The following is a 21244-nucleotide window of genomic DNA, read 5'->3' as shown; positions in this document are numbered from 1 at the left end:
CGGAAACGGAAAGCGACCCCCATGGCCGAGACCCCCGCCGACCCGCCCGCCCCGTCCGGAGTCGACACCACCGTGGCGCACTCCGCCCGGGTGTGGAACTACTGGCTCGGAGGGCGCGACAACTACCCCGTCGACCGCGCGCTCGGGGACAGCATCATCGAGGCCTACCCCCAGATCGTCGAGGGGGCCCGCGCCGACCGGGAGTTCCTCCGGCGGTCCGTCGCCCACCTCGCGGGCGCGGAGGGCATCCGGCAGTTCCTCGACATCGGGACCGGCCTGCCCACCCACGACAACACCCACGAGGTGGCCCGGCGCGCGGCCCCGGACGCGCGCGTGGTCTACGTCGACAACGACCCCATGGTCATCGCCCACGCGAGGGCGCTGCTGGCCGGCGAAGAGGCGGCGTCGTTCGTCGACGCCGACCTTCGCGACCGCGACCACGTGCTGCGGGCCGCCGCCGAAGAGCTCGACCTCGACCGGCCGGTGGCGCTGACCGTACTCGGCACGATGGGCCACATCACCTCCTACGAGGAGGCCCGCGGCATCGTCCGCGGGTACATGGACGCGCTGGCGCCCGGCAGCTTCCTGGCCCTGTGCGACCTGGTCCTCCCGGACAGCGAGGCCGAACAGGAGGCCCTGCGCCGCTGGAACGAGGGGGCGGCCCTGCCGTACCGGGCCCACTCGACCGAGGAGATGGCGGGCTACTTCGACGGCCTGGAGCTTCTTGACCCGGGCATCGTCAGCGCCACCCGCTGGCGCCCCCTCCCGACCGAGGTCGGCGAGATCCGCGACGTGGAACAGTACTGCGGAGTCGCCCGGAAGCCCTGACGCGCCGACCCCCCCGAGCGGCGGGCGGCGCGGCGCAGTGGTTCGGCCGGCTACGGGACCAGCAGCGGGGCCAGGGCCGCGGCGAACTCCTCCGGGTGGGACGTGTAGCCGAGGTGGCCGCCGGGGAATGCGATTGCCGGGTGGCCGACCAGGCCGGCCAGGTGTTCCGCCGGGCGGGCCGGGAGGCGTCCGCGGGTGGACTCGCCGTGGGCCGGGATGAGGCGCCCGGACCCGCGCAGCGCCTCGGTGTCGGGCACGAAGCGGGTGAACCGGGGGACGATCCGGTCCAGGAAGAACGGCATCCCGGCGTGCATGCGGGCCATCGCCTCCGGGCCGGGCAGGCGTGCCGGGGTCTCCGCAGGGGCGTCGAAGCCCTCCGCCATCACCCCGATGGCGGCTTCCACTCCTCCGGACCGGAAGGCCCTGTGGACCTCGTCGAACATGCGCCGGTGCCGTTCGGCGTCCGGCAGCACCTCGACCACCGGCGGCTCGTGGGTGACCGCGCGCCGCACCCGGTCGGGGTGCCGTGCCGTCAAGGCCAGCGTGGTGATCGCCCCCGAACTGGACCCGAACACGGCCGCGGGGGCGTCGGGCGACAGCAGGTCCAGGAGCCGCAGCGCGTCGTCGGCATGCTCCTCGACGCTCTGCTCCGCGTCGGGGTCGTCCAGAGGGCTGCGCGGGGCGCCGCGCGGTTCAAGGACGGCGACGGTGAATTGCGCGGCCAGCCGCTCGGCCAACCCGTCGAAGGGCTCGGCGACCCCGGAACCGCCGGGGATCACCAGGAGCAGGGGGCCTTCCCCGCGGGTCTCGTAGTGCAGCGCCGCGCCGGGGACGCGGAGCGTGTCGGGGGAGGGCTCGTCCATGGTGACGGCTCCTGTTCCCTGTCGTGGGTGGATGCGGTCCGGACACGACGAATCCCCTGAGCGGGAGCGGTGTGCTCCGCCCAGGGGAGGCCGTGACGGATCGGAACCCTAGTGCGTGGTGCCGTCCCGTTCCACCGGTTTTCCGGGCGGGAGGAGCACACGGGCGAGGTCCTACAGTCCGTGCTTGCGGTAGACCATCCGCTCGACCGCCGTGCGGGGCAGCACCCGCCGCAGAGCGAAGACCAGGGGCGCGTTGCTGCCGACCGCGTACAGCGGCTTGGGGCGGGGCGCCTCGATCGCCTTGAGCACGGTCGCTGCGACGTCCCCGGCCGGGATGCCCTTCGCCTCGTTGGCGTTGAGGGCCGTGAGCATCGTCCGGTACTCCTCCCCATAAGGGGAGTCGACGCCGATGTACTGGGTGCGGCGCTCGCTGATGCCGGTGTTGATGGAGCCCGGCTCGACCGTCGTCACGCCGACCCCGTACGGCGCCAGCTCGCGTCGGGCCGCGTTCGCGAAGCCCTTCAGCGCCGCCTTGGAGGCCACATAGGAGGACCGGAAGGCCAGCGGGAAGCTCGCCAGCATCGAACCGACCATCACCACCTTGCCGCGGCGCCGCGCGCGCATGCCGGGGAGGACGAGCTGTGTCAGGCGCACCGCGCCGATGACGTTCACTTGGAAAAGGCGCTCCAGGGCGGCGCGGGGCAGCTCTTCGATGGGACCGCTCTGGCTCTCCCCGGCGTTGTTGACCAGGACGTCGATCTCCCCGGCGGCCTTGGCGCACGCCGTGATCGAGTCGTCGTCGTCCAGGTCGAGCGCGAGGTACTCCACGCCGGGGACGGGGTCGGACACCGCGCCGGGGTCGCGGCTGGTGCCGAAGACGCGGTAGCCACGTGCGAGAAGGAGGCGGGCGACCGCCCTGCCGATGCCGGATGAAGCGCCCGTGACAAGTGCTGTTCTCTGGAGGGGCATGGCGCCTCACCCTAGACCGTCGGCGCGGCACGCCGCAGGGGCCGTGTCCTCACATCGGCCCGCGCCCGTCGCCTGTGCCTCCGCCGTCCGGGCCGGGTTCGTCTCCGTCCGGGCCGGGCGCGTCGCCGTCCGGGCCGGGCGCCTCGCCGTCCGGGCCGGGCGCTTCGCCCTCCGGTCCCGGTTCTCCGCCGCCCGGCTCCGGCCCGTCGTCCCCTTCGCCGCGGGTGGCGGCGTCCGTGCCGCCGTCCTCCGGGGCCGACCTGCCTCCCCGGCGCTCGGCGTCGCGCCGGGCGTACGTCAGCAGCCCGACGACCAGGAGAATCACACCGGCCGGGATCGCCACCGCCGCGATGACGGAGACCAGCCAGGCCAGCCAGGACATTCCGAGATCATCCATGGCGGACACCCCCTCGCCCGGTCCCCCCGGTCTACCCCGGCGGAGGCCGGGCGGAACGCGCCCGCCCGGCCTCCGCCCGCCCGGCCCGCGCCGGTCAGGCGTTGCCCGTGGCCTCGGCGGTCAGCCGCATGGACCGCAGCCGCGCTTCGTCGTCCCCGGCCTGGAAGGCGGCGATCAGCTCGTCGGCCTGCGCGTGCGCGGCGAAGTCGCGCAGGTAGGCCGCGACCTCGCCGGGGTCGCCCACCGCCGAGTAGGTGCGCATCTGGTCGATGTGCCGCCCGGCAGGGGAGGCGAGCGCCGCGTCGGCCTCCTCGGGGGTCAGGGTGCGCCCGCGCGCCAGGAGCTGGGCGGCCATCCGGCGGCGTGCCTGCTGGGCCTGCTCCTGGGCCTCGTCGCTCGTCTTCGCGGCCGTCACGTTGACCCCGGCGATGACGTAGGGCTCGGACAGCTGCTGGGACGGGGTGAACTCGCGCCGGTACAGCGCGACGGCCTCCTCCAGCGCTCCGGGGGCGAAGTGCGAGGCGAACGAGTACGGCAGCCCCAGGGCGGCGGCCAGTCCGGCGCCGAACAGCGACGAGCCGAGGATGTAGAGCGGGACGTCGGTGCCCTTGCCCGGGGTGGCGTCGACCCCGGCGATGACGGAGTTCCCGGTCAGGTAGCCCTTCAGCTCGACCACGTCGTCGGGGAAGGTGTCGGCCGAGGAGGGGTCCCGGCGCAGCGCGCGCATGGTCTTCTGGTCGCTGCCCGGGGCGCGCCCCAGGCCCAGGTCGATGCGGCCCGGGTGCAGGGTCTCCAGGGTGCCGAACTGCTCGGCGATGGTGAGCGGTGCGTGGTTGGGCAGCATCACGCCGCCCGCGCCGAGCCGGATGCGGCGGGTGTGCGCCGCGATGTGCGCGATGAGCACGCTGGTCGCCGAGGAGGCGATGGTGGCCATGTTGTGGTGCTCCGCATACCAGATCCGCCGGTAGCCCAGCTCGTCGGCGCCTCGGGCCAGGGCGACGCTGGCCTCCAGGCTCTCCCGCGGGGTGCTCCCCTCGGGGATGTGCGCCAGGTCGAGGATGGAGAGCGGCAGTGGTTCGGACACGGCGGCGGGCCTTTCTCCGAGGCGGTTGTCGAACGGGGCCGCCGCCGGGGCCGGCGCGGCCGGGCGGCCCATGGGCCGCCCGTCGCCCAACCGACCGTCCGGCCTCCTTATTTCGCCGCGCGAGGGTCCCGTGCGTCACTCAGGCGCGGGGCATCGGACTCGGGGAGGTGGTCCCGCCCGCCGGGGGGTCGGCGGGCGGGGACCACGGCGACGGCCTCGGCCTCGATGACGGCGCCCGGTTTGAACAGGGCGCTCACCGCGACGGTGGTGCTGGTGGGCGGCGTCCCCGGGAACCGGCGGCGCCGGGCCGCGGCGTAGGCGGGCAGGGCGTCCATGTCGGTGACGAACGTGCGGATGTTGAGCACGTCGGCGAGAGTGCCGCCTTCGGCACGGACGAGGGCCTCGATGGCGTCGAGGACCGCCTCGGACTGCGCGGCCATGTCGCCGGGTGCGCTTACCGACCCGTCCGGGGCGACGGCGACCTGCCCGGACACCAGGAGAAGGGTCCCCGCGTCCCCCAACGGGACGCGGGCGACCTGCGAGTACGGGCCGGCGGGAGGCGGCGCGCCCTCGGGGTCGGCGAGTTCGGCTCCGGTCTTCACGGATGGGGTCCTTCCGTCGGGGGCGATGCGATGGGCGGGGTGTGAGACAGGGAGGGCGCCCTCAGGCGTGAAGCGGATCGGGGCGTCGAGGCCCCGCGCGGCCGAGGCCCCGCGCGGCCGAGGCGCCTCGGGGCCGGGCCCCGGGGTTCCGGAACCTCCGGCGCCATTCCTTGGCGTCGTTCCGTCACGCGGTTGCGGCGGCCGTCTTGAGCAGCGCCGACAGATCCTCGTCCCGGATCGACGGGTCGGCGGTGAGCGCGGCCCGGACCGCTTCGAGGACCGGCAGGTGTGCGGCCCCGGTGGCCAGGCGCGCGTCCTTGGCGGCCAGGCGGACGGCGAAGTCGGCCTCGCGCGATGTCGCCCGCCCCAGCGCACCGGCCATGGGGGTGGCCGCCATCGCCTCGGCGGCGAGCCCCCGCGGCACCCCGAGGGCGTCGGCGAGCTCCATCGCCTCCGCGACCACGGCGACGCCGCCGATCAGCGCGTTGATGAGCACGAGCTTGAGCGCCGACCCGGACCCGAGCGGACCGCACTCGCGCACGGTCCCCAGCGACTCCAGGATCGGGCGGACCCGTTCCACCGGGCCTCCGGCCAGGACCGACAGCGCCCCCTCGGCGGCGCGGTCGACGCTCCCCATGACCGGGGCGTCGACCAGCACCGCCTCCTCGGGCATGCGGGCGGCGAGGGCGTGCACGGCCTCCGGCCCGATGCCGGACATCTCCACGAGGACCGCCCCCGGCGCGAGCGCGGGCAGCAGGGCGTCGGCGACCTCGGCGACCGCCTCCGGCCCGGACAGCATGGTGATGACGGTGTCCGCGCCGGCGGCGGCCTCGGCGGGGGAGGCCGCGACGCGGGCGCCCTCGGCGGCCAGGGGCTCGGCCTTGGCCGGGGTGCGGTTCCAGACGGCCACGCGGGCGCCCTGGGCGAGCAGGCGCCGGGCCATCGGCAGGCCCATCGCGCCGAGGCCGAGGAAGGCGATGCGGGCGGGGGCGGTCGTGTGCGATTCGGACATGCCGCTCACGCTAGGCGGCCCCGAGCGATGTGACCAGCGAATGTCTAGCATGGCAGCCATGCTCGATCCTCATGGCGTCTCCCTGGCCGGGCTGGCGGTGTTCTGTGAAGCGGCCCGGACCGGGTCGCTGACCGCGGCCGCCGAGCGCCTCGGCTACACCCAGTCCGCGGTCTCGCGGCAGATCGCGGCCCTGGAGCGGCAGGCGGGCGCGCCGCTGTTCGACCGGCTCGCCCGAGGGGTCCGGCCCACGGCCGAGGGGCGCGTGCTGCTAGTCCATGCCGAGGCGGTGGTCGGCCGCCTCGACGAGGCCCGCCGGGACCTGCGCGCGCTGCGAACGTTGGACGGGGGCCGCCTGCGGGCGGGGGCGTTCCCGACCGCGAACATCGGCCTGGTGCCCTGGGCGCTGGCGGCGCTGCGCGCGCGGCACCCGGGGGTCGACGCGACCGCGGAGGAGGCGCGTACCCCGGAGCTGGAACGGAGGCTGGGGGAGGGGGAGGTGGACATCGCGGTGGTGAGCTCCACGGCGGGGCGCGAGCCGCGCGGGGTGCGGCTGGTCCACCTGCTGGACGAGGGGATGTACGTCGCGGTCGCCGCGGGGCACCCGGTGGCGGGGCGCGCCGGGATCGGGATGGCCGACCTCGAGGGCGAGGTGTGGATCGCGGGCCGGCGCTCGCCGGAGGGGACCCTGCTGGCGCCATTCGCCGAGCGCGGTCTGCGCCCGCGGGTGGGGCACGTCGTGGCCGAGTGGGTGGCCAAGGCCGGATATGTGGCGGCGGGGCTGGGGGTGACCCTGGTCCCGGCCCTGGCGGCGGAGAGCTTCCGCCGGATGGCCGGTGATGTGGCCCTGGTGCCGTTGGAACAGGGGGACATCCCTCCACGGGCGGTCTACGCGGCGACCGCGGAGGGGAGGAGCCCGTCCCCCGCGGCACAGGAGTTCGAGCGGGCGCTGGCGGGTGCGGCCCGCCGCATCGAAGCGGGACAGGGCTAGATGTGGTGTTCGGTGAGGTTGGGAACACGCTCGGCAGGCGTTCGGCCGCCGATCCCGGTGTGGGGCCGGTGGTAGTTGTACCAGTCCAGGAATGCCGGGTAGGCGGCCCGGCGCTGGGCCTCTGAGGCATAGGGGCGGGCGTAGGCCCACTCATCGAGCAGGGTGCGGTGGAAGCGCTCGACCTTGCCGTTGGTCTGCGGCCGCCAGGGCCGGGTCCACCTCGGCGAGATCCCCAGCTCCGAACAGGTCCGGCGCCAGGTGGTCTTGGAGTAGGCCCAGGCGTTGTCGGTCAGCACCCGCTCGATGGTGATGCCGCGCTCGTGGAACCAGGCCGCGGCGCGGCGCAGGAAGCCGGCGCAGTAGGGGCGACGGCCGCTCGCAGGTCGAAAAGCCTCCGAGAAACACGTCCTTGGCCCTGTCAGGAGTTCCCCCTCACCCGGCACCTGAGACGTTGATCTCGACGAACGTGCTGCCGAATCCGCCGGAATGACAGCACTTTCGACGAGATCATCGACGAGAGGGCGTCCACTGGGCGGAGCGTCGCCGGCCTGTGCGGCCTCGCCGCGGCGTACGGCGGTACCGCCGGCTGGTCGGCCGCAATTCCGTCGGCCCCCTCCGTTGCGCTCGCGTCCGGGAAGGCCGGGTCCGAGGGGCGTCGCGGGGCCTCGCGCGTCCGCCCCTGGGTGCGAACGGTGCACTGTCGTCCATCGGGCGATGAACAACCTGATCGTCATGATTCCTCCACACAATGCTCACATAGTGTCGACTTCAGGGCGCGCAGCGTAATCTTGTTCGGGCCGCCGGAAACCGGCCGAGACGCGGGCGGAGGGCGGGTGCGCAGGCTCGGGCCGGGCCCCCGGGGTGATCAGGGGTCCGTGCGGGCGCCGTTCCTCCGCGGTTCTCCCGGTGTCCACCGGGGCGGGAGTCGGCCGGGAGAGAATGCCGCCCGTCCGCCGCCCGCCCATCCGGAGAGGACGACCGCATGCCCGCGACATCCCCCAGACCGAGCCCGGACACGCCGCCGCCCGACCGCGCCCGCCGTACCCCGGGGCCCCGGGGCCACCGCGCCCCCGGCCCCCGCCCCGCAAGAGCCGTCGGGCTCCTCCTCGCGGCCGCGCTGCCCTTGACGGTGATGACCGGCCTCGCCGCCCCGGCCTCGCCCGCCGAAGCCGCCCCCGCCCCACCCCTGGCCGGCCTCTACGACAACCGCGGAATCTCCGACGACTCCGACCCCGGCGCCGCCGACCTCGACGGCCGGGGCCGCAGCCTGTCCGCGCAGACGCTCCGGCGCGCCGGGTGGGGCCCCGGACAGGAGCTCACCCTGCACGGCACCCGCCTGGCCATGCCCGACACCCGCCCGGGCGAGCCCGACAACGTCGTCGCCGATGGCCAGCCCGTCCCGCTGCGCGGCAAGGCCGAGGCCGTCACCCTGCTCGCCGCCGCCACCGGCGGCGACGCCGACGGCGAGGGGAGCGTCGTCTACGCCGACGGCACCCGCGACGAGTTCACCGCCACCGCCCCCGACTGGGAGACCGGGCCGCTCACCACCAAGGCCGTCGAACTCGACCACGCCAACACCGCCGACGGCACCGTCGGCGCCCCCGTCCGGCTGTACGCGGTGACCGTCCCGGTCGACCCCGGCAGGGCGCTGGCCCGCATCGAGCTGCCCACGGTGTCCGGCGACGCCCGCATGCACGTCTTCGACGTGGCGGCCCGCCCCGTCGAGAAGGGCTGGACCGGAACCTGGTCCGCCTCCACCTCCGGCTACGCCGCCGTCGGCCCCTGGGAGGACCAGACCCTGCGGCTGATCGTCCGCTCCAGCACCGGCGGCCCGGGGGCCCGGATCCGCCTGGACAACACCTTCGCCGCCCGGCCGGTCGACGTCGGCGCGGTCTCGGTGGCGCTCCAGGGCGAGGGGGCCGCGGCCGACGGCGCGCCCGTCCCCGTCACCTTCGGCGGCGAGCGCTCGGCGACCCTGCCCGCGGGCGGCCAGGCCTCCTCCGACCCGATCGCCTTCGACGTGCCCGCCGGGGCCCGCCTGGCGGTCAGCATCCACCTGCCCGGCCGGGTCGAGGCCGCGCCCGTGCACACCGCCAACACCGGCGACAACTACGCCACCGAGCCCGGCAGCGGCGACCTGACCGGGACGGCGTCGGGGGAGCCCTTCACCCGCTCGGTCGACTCCTGGCCCTTCCTCACCGGCATCGACGTGCCCGGGAACACCGGTTCGGTGGTGGCCTTGGGCGACTCCATCACCGACGGCGTCGGCACCACCCCCGGGACCGACCGCCGGTGGCCCGACGTGCTCTCCGACCGCCTCCAGGACCAGCGCCGGGTGCCCCGCTACGGGGTGCTCAACCAGGGCATCTCCGCCAACCGGGTGGTGACCGACCGCTACGACGGGGACGGGGTCAGCAGCGACACCGGCGGCGTGGCCGCGGTCAACCGGCTGGAGCGCGACGTGTTCGCGCAGACCGGCGCCCGCACCGTCATCGTCTTCCAGGGCGTCAACGACGTGCGGGCGGGGACGACGCCCGAGGAGCTGGCCGCCGGGCTGGAGGAGGTCGCCGAGCGCGCCCGGTCCCACGGGCTGCGGGTCGTGGCCGCCACCATCGCCCCCTGCAAGGGGTGGAGCGACTGCACCGAGGAGGTCGACCGGGACCGGCGGCGGGTGAACGCCTTCATCCGCGAAGGCGCGGGGGAGGGCGGCCCCTTCGACGCCGTCCTCGACTTCGACGCCGTGCTGCGCGACCCCGCTGACCCGGCGCGACTGCTGCCCGAGTACGACTCCGGCGACCACCTGCACCCGGGCGACGCGGGCCTGCGCGCGGCGGCGGAGTCGATCGACCTGGCGGTCCTCGGCGGCCGGGGCCCCGACCCGGCCTAGGGTCCCGATCCGGCATAGGGGCCCGGCCGGACGAGGGCGAAGCGGACCCCATCGGAGCCGCCGGGCACCGTCCCCCCACAGGGGCGGTCCGGCGGCCCGAACGGTGTCCCGCCGAGAGGTGCGGCTTTCGTGGTCGCGACGGCGGGCCCCGGCGGGCGGCCGAAAGCCGCCTCGCCGACCGGCGGGCCGCCGGTTAAGAGCCTGCGCGAACAGGCGGTCGCACCGCAGGGCGCCCAGCCTCGCCGACTCCGCTGCCGAACTCCGCTCCTGCGTCGTTGATCTCGGGAAATGCGCCCCTAAAAGCGGCCCGGAAGCGTCGTTTTTCCCGAGATCAACGTCGAGCACACCCGCCGATCAGTGCGACCTCTAAGGCCGCGACGGCGGGCCCGGCTCGTCCAAGGGCCGTCGCCGGCGGCCCGGCCCAGGCCGCACGGGCCCAGGTGTAGGGCGTTCGCCTGAGCCATCCGGGCTGCCTTGGCCGCCGGGCGCCTCGGGGCGGCCCGCCTGTGCGGGGCGGCCGTGTCCGCCCGCCGAACATGAAGCGGCGGCCCGCGCCCCCGTCGGGGGTGCGGGCCGCCGGTGGGCCGGTCAGGGCCTCTAGCTGAAGTCCTTCAGGATCGCGCCCAGGTACCGGGCCGTCTCCGAGGCCGGGGACGCGTCGACGCACAGGCGGTCCATGACCACCATGTACTTGTCGGTCTCCTCCGGCTTGTCGAAGTACACCGCGCTCGCCAGCTGCTCCAGGTACACCACGTCGGGCAGGTCGCCGCCGGTGAAGCGCAGGATCGAGAACGGCCCACCGGCCGCCGCGTGCCCGCCCTTGGCGAACGGCACGATCTGCAGCGTCACGTTGGGCAGCGTGGACAGCTCGATCAGGTGCTCGATCTGCCGCCGCATCGCCCCGGTACCGCCGAGCGGGCGGCGCAGCGCGGCCTCGTCCACCACCGCCCAGAACTTGGGCGCGTCGGGCCCGGTCAGCCGCTGCTGGCGCTTCATCCGCAGCGCCACGCGGCGGTCGACCTCCTCCTCGGAGGCCTCGCCGTGGCCGAGCATCACCACCGCCCGCGCGTACTCCTCCGACTGCAGCAGCCCCGGCACGAACTGCAGCTCGTAGGTGCGGATGATGGAGGCGGCCTCCTCCAGGCCGACGTAGACCTCGAACCAGCTCGGCAGCACGTCGCTGTACTTGTGCCACCACCCGGGCGAGTTGGCCTGGCGGGCCAGGCCCAGCAGGCTCTCGCGCTCGTCGGGGTCGGTGACGCCGTACAGGGTGAGCAGGTCCGCCACGTCGCGCTCCTTGAAGCTGACCTGGCCCAGCTCCAGACGGCTGATCTTGGCGTGGGAGGCGCGGATCTCGTATCCGGCGTCCTCCCGGGAGATCCCCTTGAGAGTGCGCAGCCGCCGAAGCTGTGTGCCGAGGAGGATCCTCAGGACGGTGGGGCCGCCGTGCGGCCGAGCGAGGACGTTCGCGGCGGGTGACGCCTCTGATCGCGCTGCTTGCATCTGCCCTCCGGGGGAGCGTGCGCGGGGAGTGTGTGGTGGCCGGTCTCGCGCCGTGGAGCGCGCGTCTCGGCATGCGGACAGTGGACGCGGTCGTCTCCGGCGACAACGGTAACCGGGCGGGCGCCGGTGTTCAACGCCGGTTCCCTGTGTCGCCTCCGTGCGGGGCGCACTGCGGCGGGAGGCGGAGGGGCGCCGCCCTCCCCGGCGGAGGAGGGCGGCGCCGGTCTGGTGGGCGGCAGCGTGAGCGGGGCGACGCTGCCGCCGGGCCCTCAGTTCGGCGCGGTGCACCCGGCGTCGGGCGCCAGGTCGTCGAAGTCGCCGAGCTTGGCCCCCCGGACGAACGCGTCGATCTCGGCCGGCGTGTAGATCAGCGCCGGGCCGTCGGGGTGCCGGGAGTTGCGCACGGCGATGTCCCCGCCGGGCAGCCGGGCCAGCTCGACGCAGTTGCCGCTGGGGTTGCTCAGCGAGCTCTTGCGCCACACGGCGCCCGCGAGCCGGTCGGCCGGCGCGCCGTTGCGTGCCGGGACGGCCTGGGTCATACGTGCCTCCTTCGGGTGGGTGCGGCGGCCGGGGGACCGGCGGTGCCGGGATCAGGGTATGCACGTGCATCCGTGTTTGCATCCGTGCTTACGCCGTCCAACCATAATCTTCACTTCAACGGAGAAATGCACCGGAGGGCAATAAGTCGGACAGTAACCAGGGGGCCGCCGTCGGTGTCCCGTCCGTGGTCACGGCCGGACGGAGGCCCTCGGCGGGCGTCCGGATCCGGTCGGCCGGATGCGGCCTCGGCCGCGCGGCGCCCTTCGCGGCCGCCGATCGGGACCGCCGGAGAACGTGCAGGTCGTTCCGGGTGGGGGCAAAGTGGATGCGGGGGTCCAGGTGGGCCTCCCGGGCCGTTCGGCCTGGTTTCGGTACGTTTCGATAACAAAGCGACCGGGGGGCGACAACCGCCACACGCCTCATTAGACTGCTGGGGTGACTGCGGTCGTGCACGTGCATCCGTGCTTACAGGTGTAATCCACGCCAGGAGCGCCGGCGGCCTCGGTCGGACGAGCCGAAAACCCAGCAGCAGCCAGCAGTGCAAGGGACGACATGACCACGCACCCCGCTTACTCAGGCTCCGGAGACCTGTTCTCGGCGGCGTTCGGCGATCGGCTGCAGCCGACCGGCGGCCCCGCCTCCTGCTGGAGGGGCCTGTCCCCCGCCCCCCTGCCCGTCGGCGACCGCCTGGTCCGCGGCGCCACAGCGGTCCAGGGACTGGGGTTCCACGCCGCCTCGGTCAAGCAGGCACGCGACTTCACCACCGGCGTCCTGGACACCTGGGGACTGACCCGGCTGCGCTCCGACGCGCTGCTGGTGGTCTCGGAGATGGTGACCAACGCCTGCCGCCACGCCGCCCCCACGGTGGGCCCACCCGACGACTGGTCCATCCAGTTCGGCCTGGTCCGCCGCGGCGCCCGACTGGAATGCCTCGTCTTCGACCCCAGCAGGGCCGTCCCCGTCCGGGTCGACCCCGACCGGTGCGCCGAAGGCGGTAGAGGCCTCCACCTCATCGACTCCTTCAGCACCGAATGGGGCTGGGACCTCCTCGACGGCCAGGGCAAGGTCGTCTGGGCCGCCTTCGACGCCAACGCGAACTGACTCCTCGCCCGCCCCCCACACCCCCCGATCCGGAATCCGCACCGCATTCCGCACCGTGCGCACCCGTCCTCCCGTACCGGACACCGCGGAGAGCACCCCCACAGGCCCCGCGGTCCCCGAACCCCCGCACCCGCAGACGACCCCGCACCTTTCCCCGCTCCCACGGGCCCACCGCCGCGGATGAAGAACCTCTCATCCCCCCTTCATTTCCGCGTGCGCACGAACGCGCGATGATCGAGCCATGACCCCGCTGATCACGACGGCGCGAACGCACGGCCCCCGCCCCCGGCACCCGGCCCCGAGGGGGCGCCCGTGAGCCGCATCCTCATCGCCGAGGACGAGGAGCGCATCGCCTCCTTCGTCCGCAAGGGCCTGGTCGCCAACGGGTTCACCGCCACCGTCGTGGGCACCGCCCGCGAGGCGGTCGACCACGCCCTGTCCGGCGGCTTCGACCTGATGGTGCTCGACCTGGGGCTGCCCGACGGCGACGGCTTCTCGGTGCTGCGCCGCCTGCGCGAGACCGGCTCCCCGCTGCCGGTGGTGGTGCTCACCGCACGCGACGGGGTGAACGACACCGTCACCGGCCTGGAGATCGGCGCCGACGACTACATGACCAAGCCGTTCCGCTTCGAGGAGCTGCTGGCCCGGGTGCGGCTGCGGATGCGCGGCGACCGTGCCGCCGAGACCGGCGTCCTCGCCGCCGGGGACCTCTCCCTGGACCTGCGCACCCGGCGCGCCACCGCCGACGGCACCACCGTGGACCTGACCGCCCGCGAATTCGCGCTGCTGGAGGTCTTCCTGCGGCACACCGGCCAGGTCCTGACCCGCCAGCAGCTGCTGTCCCACGTGTGGGGGTACGACCACGACCCCGGATCCAACGTCGTCGACGTGTTCATCCGCTCGCTGCGCAAGAAGATCGGTGCCGACCGGATCCGGACCGTGCGGGGCATGGGGTACCGCTTGGCCGACTGAGGCCGACTGACCGGCCGCGCGCACGGGTAGGACTCCTGCGGGTCCGGTGCACCCCGCAGAAGGAGGCGGCCGATGGCGGAGCCCGCAGCCGGAGTCCTCGGCACCCCCGGGGAGCGGCGCGCGCCCGTGGTCCCCGCCGGGGTCGCCGCCCTGCGCGAGCAGGGGCTGGCGGTCCTGGTCGAGCGCGGCGCCGGGGCCGGGGCCCGGTACTCCGACGAGGAGTACGCGGCGCACGGCGCCCGCCCCGCCTCCCGGGACGAGGTGCTCGCCGCCGGCCTGGTGCTGTGCGTGACCCGCCCGCCCGCCGCTGACCTGGCCCGGCTGGGCCCCGGCCAGACGCTCATGGGGCTGCTCCGCCCCTCCGAGGACCCCGGACCGCTGCGGGCGGCGGCCGCCGCGGGCGCCACCCTGGTCGCCCTGGAGGGGGTGCCGCGCACCCTCAGCCGGGCCCAGACCATGGACGCCCTCTCCTCCCAGGCGAGCGTCGCCGGGTACAAGGCCGTCATCGAGGCGGCCCGCGCCTACGACGGATACCTGCCGCTGCTCATGACCGCCGCGGGGGTGGCCCGCCCGGCCCGGGTGCTGGTGCTCGGCGCCGGTGTCGCGGGGCTCCAGGCGATCGCCACCGCCCACCGCCTCGGTGCCGTCGTCACCGGCTACGACGTGCGCCCCGAGGCACGCGAGGAGATCGCTTCGGTGGGTGCCTCGGTGCTGGAGGCCGGCGGCCTGGACGCCGGAGGCGAGGGCGGCTACGCGCGTGCACTGGCCGAGGACGAGCAGGCCGCCCAGCGCGCGGCACTGGCCGAGGCCGCCGCCGGGTTCGACATCGTCATCTGCGCGGCCCTGGTCCCCTCCGGCCCGCCGCCGCTGCTGCTCACCGCCGAGGCCGTGGACCGCATGCGCCCCGGCGCGGTCGTGGTCGACCTGGCCTGTGGGCCCCGCGGCGGGAACGCCGCCCCCGCCGTCCCCGGGGCCGAGGTCCGCACGCCCGGCGGGGTGGCCGTGATCGGCGCCGGGGACCTCGCCGCGACCGTGCCGCGCGCCGCCTCCGAGGCCTACTCGCGCAACATCACCGCGCTCGCGGCGCACCTGCTCGACGGCGGGCGCGTCGCGGTCGACCTGGAGGACGAGATCCAGGCGGGCGTCGTCGCCGCCCACGGCGGCCGGGGGCTGCACCCGGCCCTGGCCGGTCCCGACGCGCCCTCCGCCCACGGCGCGGCCACCGCCGCCGGCCCCGGGGAGGACCATGGAAGCCCTTGACGACCTGACCGTGTTCGTGCTGAGCCTGCTGGTGGGCTTCGAGGTCATCAGCAGGGTCCCGGCCACCCTGCACACCCCCTTGATGTCGGCGGCCAACGCCGTGCACGGCGTCGTCCTGGTGGGCGCGGTGCTCATCGGCGCGAGCGCCCACACCCCGGCCGGGTACGCGCTCGCGTTCCTGGCGTGCGTGTTCGCCGCGGCGAACGTCGTGGGCGGCTACGCCGTCACCGACCGGATGCTGCACATGTTCCGCCCGCCCGCCGAACGCGCGGGGGCGACCGGTGAGCCGGGGGCGCCCGGGGCCCCCGGGGGCGGCGACGGGCGGGGGACCGGCGGCACGGGGGCGGCCCGGTGACCGCCCTGGAGGCCGCGATCGGCGTGGTCTACCTCGGTGCCGCCGCCTGCTTCGTCCTCGGGCTGCACCTGATGAACGCCCCGCCCACCGCGCGGCGCGGGAACGCGCTGTCCGCCGGGGGCATGGGCGCCGCCCTGCTGGCCACCCTGGTGCTCGTGGTCGCCCAGGGGACCGGGCCCACCGCCTGGGCGGTGATCGCGGCGGGCACCGCGATCGGCGCCGGGGGCGGGCTGCTGGCCGCGCTGCGGGTGCGCATGACCGCCATGCCCCAGCTGGTCAGCCTGTTCAACGCGGTCGGCGGCGGGGCGGCGGCGCTCATCGGCGGCTTCGAGTTCGGGGCCCGGAGCGACCCCGGGGCGGCGGTGGCCGCCGTCATCGCGCTGGACGTGGTGATCGGCTCGGTCGCCTTCTCCGGATCGCTGGTGGCCGCGGGCAAGCTCGACGGCCGCCTGCCCGGGCGCCCGGTCCTGCTGCCCGCCCGCGCCGTGCTCACGGCCCTGCTCGCCCTGGCCGCGGCCGCCGGGACGGTGCTGGTGGCCGCCGGGGCCGGCGGACCGGCGCCGCTGGCCGTGGCCGCCGCGGCCGCCCTGCTTCTGGGGGTGGTCGGGGTGCTGGCCATCGGCGGCGCCGACATGCCGGTCGTGGTGTCGCTGCTGAACGCGTGCACCGGCCTGGCCGTCGCGATGGCCGGGTTCGCCCTGGACAACTCCATGATGGTGATCGCGGGGGCGCTGGTGGGGGCCTCCGGCGCCATCCTCACCAAGCTCATGGCCGACGCGATGAACCGGCCGCTGAGCGCGGTGGTCGCCGGGGGCTTCGGCACCGGCGACGGCGGCCCGGCGGTCGGCGGGGGCGGGGACGTGCAGCGGATCGGCGCCGACGACGCGGCGATCCGCCTGGCCTACGCCTCCCGCGTGGTGATGGTGCCCGGGTACGGGCTGGCGGCCGCCCAGGCCCAGCACGAGCTGCGCGAGCTGGCCGACCTGCTCGCCGGGCGCGGGGTGCGGGTCGACTACGCGGTGCACCCGGTGGCCGGGCGCATGCCGGGGCACATGAACGTGCTGCTCGCCGAGGCGAAGGTGCCCTACGAGCGGATGAAGGAGATGGAGCAGGCCAACCCCGACTTCCCGCGCACCGACGTGGCGCTGGTGGTGGGCGCCAACGATGTGACCAACCCGGCGGCCCGCCGCCCGGGGACGGCGATCTCGGGGATGCCCATCCTGGACGTGGACAAGGCCGAGACCGTCATCGTCATCAAGCGCTCGCTGGGCCACGGCTACGCGGGGATCGACAACGAGCTGTACACCGCCCCCGGGACCCGGATGCTGCTGGGCGACGCCAAGGAGGCGCTGGCGTCCCTGACGGCGGCGGTGAAGGCGCTCGTCGGGTAGCGGCACGCGGCCGCCCGGGTGCTGAGGCGGCGGCTCGGGCGCTATGGGGCCCGGGCGGGGCCGATCAGGCGCTGTGGCGGCCGCGCGGCCGGGCACCGTCGGGGCCCGCGGCCGCACCGGTCGCCGCGGGGGCGACGGCACCCGCGGGGGCTCCGGCGCTCGCGGTCACCGGCTCGGGAGGCTGCACCGCGTCGGCGGTCAGCGGCGCCAGCTCCTCCACCCGTTCGGTGGTGACGGCGTCCACCCCCATGCCGATCAGGCGCGCCATCTCCGGGAAGTCGTTGACCGTCCAGGCGCCCACCCCGTGCCCGCGCCGGTGCGCCTCGGCCACCAGCTCCCGGGTGACCAGGTCGGCGCGGAGGTCGACGTAGTGGGGCCGCAGGCCGCGCCACAGGTCGGCCGGGGGCAGCCCCTCCCTGTCCCAGGTGACGACCGTGGCCGCGCCCGGGCGGCGCGCCGCCACCGCGTGCAGCGCCTCGGCCGCGCCGGTGTACCAGACCCGGTCGGTGTAGGAGTGGTCGGCGGCGACCGCCTCGGCGGCCAGCGCCGCCTCCGCGGAGGCCACCCGCAGCAGCAGGGTCGCGGGGCGGGGGTGGCGGGCCTCGGCCACCACCTCCATCAGGGTGGGAACGCGGTGGCCGCCGTCACTGGTGACCGCGGCGATCTCGGCCAGGGACAGCTCCCCGGGCGGCCGCTCCAGGCCCCACACCTCGCGCGCGGCCTCCTCGCGGAGGAGGACGGCGTGGCCGTCGGCGGTCAGGGCCAGGTCGAGGGCGAGGGCGTCGGCCCCCTGGTCGATGGCCGAGCGGAGGGCGGGGATGGTGTTCTCCCGGTGCCGTGAGGTGTCGCCGCGCAGGGCGATCGCCAGCGTCATTGGGCTTCTCCCGGTGTCGCGACTGCAGGTCGCAGGGGTACTGGAGACCAGAGTGCCATCGACGGGACGCGTGTGTGGGGAAGTCGGCGAAAACCCCGAAAAGAGGGGCCCTGTGAGCGGGGCCGGTGCCCCGTGCGAGAGGACTCACGTGCGCCTTCCGGGCGTGGCGCCGCCCCGGGCTGGGAAACTGTTGGTCGAGCCCGTACGTTCATCACAGCACTGCACACGACCGTCCCGGGCGGCGCTCGCGCCGATGTCCGCGCACCGGGCCCGACCAGAAGGCGAAAAAGGCGAAAGATGATCCCCGACCAGCGTCGCGAGCACATCCTCAAGCTCCTGCAGGAACGCCATGTGCTGAGCATCAACGAGCTCACATCGCTGCTGTCGGTCTCGCACATGACCGTGCGGCGCGACATCCAGGCGCTGGAGAACGACGGCAAGGTGCTGTCGGTGACCGGCGGCGTGCGGCTCGCCGCGCGCCTGAAGAGCGAGCCGTCCTACCTGGCCAAGGCCCAGCTCGAGGTCCCGGCCAAGCGCGCGATCGCGCGCGCCGCCGCCGAGCTGGTGCGGGAGAACTTCACCGTCTTCCTCGACGCGGGCACCACCACGCTGCAGATGGTGCCGATGCTGACGGACAAGGCGGGGCTGACGGTGATCACCAACGACTTCAACGTCGTGGGACACCTGATGGAGTACCCGAACATCGAGCTGGTGCACACCGGCGGTGTCGTCTCGCACACCGACCACTCGTCGGTGGGGCAGTTCACGGCCGACTTCCTCAGCCGCGTGAACGTGGACCTGGCGTTCATCGCCAGCAGCTCCTGGGACGTGGACCGGGGGTCGACCACGCCGTCGGAGGCCAAGGTGGTGGCCAAGCAGCAGCTGCTGCGGATCGCCTCGAAGAGCGTGCTGACCGTGGACAGCACCAAGTACGGGAAGTTCGGCACGTTCCGGGTGGCGCGGCTGGAGCAGTTCGACGCCATCATCAGTGACGACCGGCTGCCCCAGTCGGCGGTCGAGGACATGCGCAGCCGGGACGTGCGGCTGCAGCTCGTCCCGCCGGAGTCGGCGCGGGCCGCGCCGGAAGAGGCCGGGTCGCGCCGGAGGAGGCGCGGCCCGGGGGCGGGGGAAGGCCGATAGAGAAGGCCGACGGGGCGGACGGCGCGGGGCGCGGTACGCGGTGATGCGGTACGCGTGCGGGGCGTCCCGTCGGGCGCGATGGGGGGCGTCGGGGCCCACGCGGAACGGGGCGGAACGTGTGCGTGGAACGCGTGCACGGGACGGATGCGCGAAGCGCTGTGGGTCCGGCGCCGTGGGCCCGGCGTCGTCGGCGGGCGGTGCGGCGGCGGTCAGTCCTCGTCGTCGCCCAGTTCGGCCGGGGCGAACAGCTCGATCTGGAAGCCGTCCGGGTCGTGGAACGACAGCATGGACCCGCCGTCGCTGTGGACCACCGGCGAATGGTCGATGTCCAGGTCCAGCAGGCGGTCCTCCCAGGCCTCCAGCTCGGCCACCGAGCCGACCTGGAAGGCCACGTGGTCGACCCCGGCGCGGCGGTGGTCGAACAGGGCCTGGAAGCAGTCCCGGTGCTGGGTGAAGCACAGGACCACGCCGCTCGGGTGGCGGCACTCGGTCTGGAGCATCCTCTTGCCGTCCCGGGTCTTGTGCTCCTTGAAGCCGAGCACGGACCGGTAGAACTCGATGCTCTCGTCGCGGTCGCGCACCGAGAGGGTGATGTGCGCGATCCCGGTCACCTGCGGCACGGATACCTCTTTTCGGCGGGCCGGCGTCCGTAGCTTCCGGGGTGGGAACAGCGTAAGCACGTTTACCGAGACTACGTCCCTTTTGCGGGTGCTCTGCGCTGCGTTAACGGCCCTTTAACGCGAGCCGTGCCAGGCGTATTCCACAACGCCGCCGCGGCGCCGCACGGTGGGCCCGACGACGGACGGCCGCCCCCCGGTGCGGGGAGCGGCCGTCGGCGCGCGGATCCTCAGGCGGCGGCGGGCGCCGGGGCCGGCTCGGCAGCGGCGTACCAGCGCGAACGCACCGCCGAGGCGGCGACGAGGAACGCGCCCGCGGCGGCCGCCAGAGTGAGCAGGAACGCACCGCCGAACCCGAAGCGCTCGGCCAGCGCCCCGGCGGCCATGGACCCCAGCGACTGGCCCACGATGAGGCAGCTCACCACGATGGTCATCGCCTGGCCGAGGCGCGCCGCCGGGGCCGCCCGCTCGGCCAGCCCGAAGATGGTCACGATGTGCGGGCCGATGCCGCAGCCCAGCGCCAGCATGGCCGCCGCCAGGGCGAGTGGGCCCGGTGCCAGCAGCAGGACCGCGGAGAAGACCGCCATCGCCAGCGCGGCCACCCGCAGCCGGGTGGTCAGCCGCACCGACGCCGGGACCGACGCCATCATCAGTCCGGCCGCGGCGCTGCTGACGCCCATCACCGCGTACATCAGGCCGGCGAGGTCGCCGTGGCCCATCTCCTGGGTGAAGGCGGTGACGCCGGTGGAGGTGGCGCCGAAGAACAGGCCCTGGCAGAACATGGGCACGGTGAGCACCAGCAGCCCGGCGCGGGCCAGCGGGGCGCGGGAGGCGGCGGCCGGGGCGCCCGGCAGTGCGGTGGGGTGCAGCGCGAACACCGACCCGAACACGCCGATGAGCACGGCGGCGCCGAGGACGGCGGCGACCGGGTCGAGGATGACGGCCAGCACCCCGACCAGGGCGGGGCCGACGACGAACCCGGTCTCGTCGAGGACGCCCTCGACGGAGAGCGCCGCGGCGACCGAGCGCTCCCGGTCGGGGCCGCGCCGCCCGGCCAGCGCGATCCAGCGGGACCGGGCCAGCGGGCCGATCTGCGGCATGAACAGCCCGGCCACGGCGGCCAGCGCGGCGAGGACCGGCACCGGCGCCCCGGTGGTGACCCCCGCGACCAGGGCCGTGATGAGCGCGGCGTCGAGCAGGGAGGTGGCCAGCACCACGGGGCGCTGGCCGCGGCGGTCGGCGAAGCGGGCGATGACCGGGCCGCCGACCGCCTCGCCGAGGGCGAGGGCGCCGGAGACCAGGCCGCCCGCGGCGACGCTGTCGGTTCGGGCGGTGACGAGGGTGAGGGTGCCGATGAGCACCATCGACACGGGGAGGCGGGCCAGGAAGGAGGCGGTGAGAAGGGGGGCGCCGGCGATCGCGTGCATCCGGCGCAGAGTGGCCAGCGGTGACATGCGGCTCCTGCAATCTGCGACGTGGACCTGTGCGCTGACGGGCGCGGCGGCCACGACGCGGGACCGGAGACGGTCGCCGCGTCCGCCGCTCTCGTCGGAGGGGCCGGAGGGGCCCCGCCGGCGGGCGCGGGGATGACGATGAAAGATCCCATCATCAGCTAACTACCGAACAAAAATACTACTCCGGAGCTTCCCGTGGGACCGCCGCACGAAGACCGCGCGAGGTGGCCTGCTCCGGCCTCTGGGGTTCGGGCGGGAGCGGCTGAGCGGGTACCCCGCTCCCGGACGCCAGCCGACCGGCGGCCCGACAGGTGCAGGGTCGGAGGGCGGCGACGACGGAGGTCAGCGGCCGTTCCGGTAGCGCTGTCGGCCGAGGCGCGTGTGCGTGGTCGCCGGGGAGGGCGGCG

At 75.0% G+C, this 21244-nt stretch carries 20 protein-coding genes and 1 pseudogene; 9 read left to right on the top strand and 12 right to left on the bottom strand.

Going from position 1 to position 21244, the window contains the following annotated elements; translation table 11 throughout:
• Positions 1–21 precede the first annotated feature (21 nt).
• Entirely contained in the window at positions 22–828 is an 807-nt protein-coding gene (locus O4J56_RS24785; protein ID WP_270689091.1) for an SAM-dependent methyltransferase, read from the top strand.
• Between the two features lie 50 nt (positions 829–878).
• Here the strand turns inward: O4J56_RS24785 and O4J56_RS24780 are convergent, their stop codons facing one another.
• The 6 genes from O4J56_RS24780 to O4J56_RS24755 form a co-directional block, all read right to left on the bottom strand.
• Positions 879–1691, bottom strand: a complete 813-nt coding sequence (locus O4J56_RS24780) for an alpha/beta fold hydrolase (RefSeq protein WP_270689090.1) — start codon at positions 1689–1691, stop codon at positions 879–881.
• A 171-nt stretch (positions 1692–1862) separates the two neighbouring features.
• The gene (locus O4J56_RS24775) at positions 1863–2660 is read right to left on the bottom strand and encodes an SDR family oxidoreductase (protein ID WP_270689089.1); all 798 of its coding nucleotides are present in this window, start codon (positions 2658–2660) and stop codon (positions 1863–1865) included.
• A gap of 49 nt (positions 2661–2709) precedes the next feature.
• Positions 2710–3057, bottom strand: a complete 348-nt coding sequence (locus O4J56_RS24770) for a hypothetical protein (RefSeq protein ID WP_270689087.1) — start codon at positions 3055–3057, stop codon at positions 2710–2712.
• 94 nt (positions 3058–3151) lie between these two features.
• Entirely contained in the window at positions 3152–4141 is a 990-nt protein-coding gene (locus O4J56_RS24765) for an LLM class flavin-dependent oxidoreductase (RefSeq protein ID WP_270689085.1), read from the bottom strand.
• A 107-nt stretch (positions 4142–4248) separates the two neighbouring features.
• The gene (locus O4J56_RS24760) at positions 4249–4743 is read right to left on the bottom strand and encodes a RidA family protein (protein WP_270689083.1); all 495 of its coding nucleotides are present in this window, start codon (positions 4741–4743) and stop codon (positions 4249–4251) included.
• A gap of 184 nt (positions 4744–4927) precedes the next feature.
• The gene (locus tag O4J56_RS24755) at positions 4928–5755 is read right to left on the bottom strand and encodes an NAD(P)-dependent oxidoreductase (RefSeq protein ID WP_270689082.1); all 828 of its coding nucleotides are present in this window, start codon (positions 5753–5755) and stop codon (positions 4928–4930) included.
• Positions 5756–5813: 58 nt separating this feature from the next.
• On the opposite strand from O4J56_RS24755, the gene O4J56_RS24750 reads away from it, so the two are divergent.
• Entirely contained in the window at positions 5814–6743 is a 930-nt protein-coding gene (locus O4J56_RS24750; protein WP_270689081.1) for a LysR family transcriptional regulator, read from the top strand.
• Here the strand turns inward: O4J56_RS24750 and O4J56_RS24745 are convergent.
• A pseudogene (locus O4J56_RS24745) lies at positions 6740–7108 on the bottom strand (integrase core domain-containing protein); the annotation flags it as partial. The gene O4J56_RS24750 and the pseudogene O4J56_RS24745 overlap by 4 nt on opposite strands.
• A 617-nt stretch (positions 7109–7725) precedes the next feature.
• Here O4J56_RS24745 and O4J56_RS24740 point away from each other — a divergent pair.
• On the top strand, positions 7726–9630 hold the full coding sequence (locus O4J56_RS24740) for an SGNH/GDSL hydrolase family protein (RefSeq protein WP_270689080.1): 1905 nt from the start codon (positions 7726–7728) through the stop codon (positions 9628–9630).
• Positions 9631–10227: 597 nt separating this feature from the next.
• Here the strand turns inward: O4J56_RS24740 and O4J56_RS24735 are convergent.
• Together O4J56_RS24735 and O4J56_RS24730 are read right to left on the bottom strand one after the other, a co-directional pair.
• Positions 10228–11133 (bottom strand): helix-turn-helix domain-containing protein, encoded by a 906-nt coding sequence (locus tag O4J56_RS24735; RefSeq protein WP_270689078.1) that lies wholly within the window; start codon positions 11131–11133, stop codon positions 10228–10230.
• 269 nt (positions 11134–11402) lie between these two features.
• Entirely contained in the window at positions 11403–11672 is a 270-nt protein-coding gene (locus tag O4J56_RS24730; RefSeq protein ID WP_270689076.1) for a DUF397 domain-containing protein, read from the bottom strand.
• Between the two features lie 553 nt (positions 11673–12225).
• Between O4J56_RS24730 and O4J56_RS24725 the strand changes: the two genes are divergently transcribed.
• From O4J56_RS24725 to O4J56_RS24705, 5 genes are all read left to right on the top strand, one after another.
• Positions 12226–12774: an ATP-binding protein gene (locus O4J56_RS24725; protein WP_270689074.1), complete on the top strand. Its 549-nt coding sequence runs from the start codon at positions 12226–12228 to the stop codon at positions 12772–12774.
• Between the two features lie 312 nt (positions 12775–13086).
• On the top strand, positions 13087–13746 hold the full coding sequence (locus O4J56_RS24720; RefSeq protein ID WP_270689072.1) for a response regulator transcription factor: 660 nt from the start codon (positions 13087–13089) through the stop codon (positions 13744–13746).
• 72 nt (positions 13747–13818) lie between these two features.
• A complete protein-coding gene (locus O4J56_RS24715; protein WP_270689071.1) occupies positions 13819–15006 on the top strand; it encodes a Rossmann-fold NAD(P)-binding domain-containing protein in 1188 nt (395 codons plus the stop codon).
• A complete protein-coding gene (locus O4J56_RS24710) occupies positions 14993–15361 on the top strand; it encodes an NAD(P) transhydrogenase subunit alpha (protein ID WP_270689070.1) in 369 nt (122 codons plus the stop codon). The genes O4J56_RS24715 and O4J56_RS24710 overlap by 14 nt, the downstream gene beginning before the upstream one ends.
• The gene (locus O4J56_RS24705) at positions 15358–16752 is read left to right on the top strand and encodes an NAD(P)(+) transhydrogenase (Re/Si-specific) subunit beta (protein WP_270689069.1); all 1395 of its coding nucleotides are present in this window, start codon (positions 15358–15360) and stop codon (positions 16750–16752) included. The genes O4J56_RS24710 and O4J56_RS24705 overlap by 4 nt, the downstream gene beginning before the upstream one ends.
• A gap of 64 nt (positions 16753–16816) precedes the next feature.
• On the opposite strand, the gene O4J56_RS24700 is transcribed toward O4J56_RS24705, so the two are convergent.
• The gene (locus O4J56_RS24700) at positions 16817–17626 is read right to left on the bottom strand and encodes a glycerophosphodiester phosphodiesterase (protein WP_270689068.1); all 810 of its coding nucleotides are present in this window, start codon (positions 17624–17626) and stop codon (positions 16817–16819) included.
• 297 nt (positions 17627–17923) lie between these two features.
• On the opposite strand from O4J56_RS24700, the gene O4J56_RS24695 reads away from it, so the two are divergent.
• Entirely contained in the window at positions 17924–18766 is an 843-nt protein-coding gene (locus O4J56_RS24695; RefSeq protein ID WP_270689067.1) for a DeoR/GlpR family DNA-binding transcription regulator, read from the top strand.
• 209 nt (positions 18767–18975) lie between these two features.
• Here the strand turns inward: O4J56_RS24695 and O4J56_RS24690 are convergent, their stop codons facing one another.
• Positions 18976–19386 (bottom strand): VOC family protein, encoded by a 411-nt coding sequence (locus O4J56_RS24690; RefSeq protein WP_270689066.1) that lies wholly within the window; start codon positions 19384–19386, stop codon positions 18976–18978.
• Positions 19387–19613: 227 nt separating this feature from the next.
• Positions 19614–20837, bottom strand: a complete 1224-nt coding sequence (locus tag O4J56_RS24685) for an MFS transporter (RefSeq protein WP_270689065.1) — start codon at positions 20835–20837, stop codon at positions 19614–19616.
• Positions 20838–21244 lie beyond the last annotated feature (407 nt).

Origin of the sequence: Nocardiopsis endophytica, from assembly GCF_027706725.1 — a bacterium.
Taxonomy (GTDB): Bacteria; Actinomycetota; Actinomycetes; order Streptosporangiales; family Streptosporangiaceae; genus Nocardiopsis_A; species Nocardiopsis_A endophytica.
The sequence above is the reverse complement of the archived record's forward strand: the minus strand, read 5'-3'. Positions and strand labels throughout refer to the sequence as shown.

Bases quoted from the DNA above. Each gene is read 5' to 3' on its own strand.
- O4J56_RS24785 (WP_270689091.1), top strand. From the start codon at position 22: ATGGCCGAGACCCCCGCCGACCCGCCCGCCCCGTCCGGAGTCGACACC.
- O4J56_RS24685 (WP_270689065.1), bottom strand. From the start codon at position 20,837: ATGTCACCGCTGGCCACTCTGCGCCGGATGCACGCGATCGCCGGCGCC.
- O4J56_RS24695 (WP_270689067.1), top strand. From the start codon at position 17,924: ATGATCCCCGACCAGCGTCGCGAGCACATCCTCAAGCTCCTGCAGGAA.
- O4J56_RS24735 (WP_270689078.1), bottom strand. From the start codon at position 11,133: ATGCAAGCAGCGCGATCAGAGGCGTCACCCGCCGCGAACGTCCTCGCT.
- O4J56_RS24715 (WP_270689071.1), top strand. From the start codon at position 13,819: ATGGCGGAGCCCGCAGCCGGAGTCCTCGGCACCCCCGGGGAGCGGCGC.
- O4J56_RS24750 (WP_270689081.1), top strand. From the start codon at position 5,814: ATGCTCGATCCTCATGGCGTCTCCCTGGCCGGGCTGGCGGTGTTCTGT.
- O4J56_RS24780 (WP_270689090.1), bottom strand. From the start codon at position 1,691: ATGGACGAGCCCTCCCCCGACACGCTCCGCGTCCCCGGCGCGGCGCTG.
- O4J56_RS24700 (WP_270689068.1), bottom strand. From the start codon at position 17,626: ATGACGCTGGCGATCGCCCTGCGCGGCGACACCTCACGGCACCGGGAG.
- O4J56_RS24710 (WP_270689070.1), top strand. From the start codon at position 14,993: ATGGAAGCCCTTGACGACCTGACCGTGTTCGTGCTGAGCCTGCTGGTG.
- O4J56_RS24740 (WP_270689080.1), top strand. From the start codon at position 7,726: ATGCCCGCGACATCCCCCAGACCGAGCCCGGACACGCCGCCGCCCGAC.
- O4J56_RS24775 (WP_270689089.1), bottom strand. From the start codon at position 2,660: ATGCCCCTCCAGAGAACAGCACTTGTCACGGGCGCTTCATCCGGCATC.
- O4J56_RS24755 (WP_270689082.1), bottom strand. From the start codon at position 5,755: ATGTCCGAATCGCACACGACCGCCCCCGCCCGCATCGCCTTCCTCGGC.
- O4J56_RS24730 (WP_270689076.1), bottom strand. From the start codon at position 11,672: ATGACCCAGGCCGTCCCGGCACGCAACGGCGCGCCGGCCGACCGGCTC.
- O4J56_RS24725 (WP_270689074.1), top strand. From the start codon at position 12,226: ATGACCACGCACCCCGCTTACTCAGGCTCCGGAGACCTGTTCTCGGCG.
- O4J56_RS24770 (WP_270689087.1), bottom strand. From the start codon at position 3,057: ATGGATGATCTCGGAATGTCCTGGCTGGCCTGGCTGGTCTCCGTCATC.